Below are 505 nucleotides of genomic sequence, written 5' to 3'. Positions count from 1 at the left end.
GAAATGCTTCGAAATTGCAAAAAAAGAGCAATCTGATCTAATATATTTCGTAGAGGATGATTATCTTCATTACGACTATTCATTAGTTGATATGTTGGATACTTACGAAAGAATAAGTTCTCAACACAAAGATGAAATTATAGTTTGCCCAAGTGATTATCCTTTCAATTATATGACAAATGAAAAAACAAATATATTAATTGGAAGTCGACAACATTGGAGAATAATAACAAAAATGCTTTGCACATTTATGATCTCAAAAAAAACGTTTCAAAAACATATAGATAATTTTGAAAAAACCTGTGAAAAAAGACATGATCCTTTTGAAAAATATTTAAATGAAATTTTGCGAAAAGAAATTGCTATTTCTCCCGTCATGTCTCTTGCAATTCACTTAACTAATGTAAATTCAAGTTATGGTCTCTCACCTTTTGTAGATTATAAAAAACTGTGGGATGAAAATAAGGTTAATTAAATAAAAAAGGCCTCCTATTTCTAGGAGGCC

Annotated in this window: 1 pseudogene; it reads left to right on the top strand. The window is 28.5% G+C overall.

What is annotated here, in order from left to right:
- Positions 1-475: pseudogene (locus AMN84_RS05035) on the top strand (glycosyltransferase family 2 protein); the annotation flags it as partial.
- Positions 476-505: the final 30 nt, after the last annotated feature.

It is taken from the genome of Candidatus Pelagibacter communis (assembly GCF_001180105.1).
GTDB classification, from domain to species: domain Bacteria; phylum Pseudomonadota; class Alphaproteobacteria; order Pelagibacterales; family Pelagibacteraceae; genus Pelagibacter; species Pelagibacter ubique_K.
The sequence above is the reverse complement of the archived record's forward strand: the minus strand, read 5'-3'. Positions and strand labels throughout refer to the sequence as shown.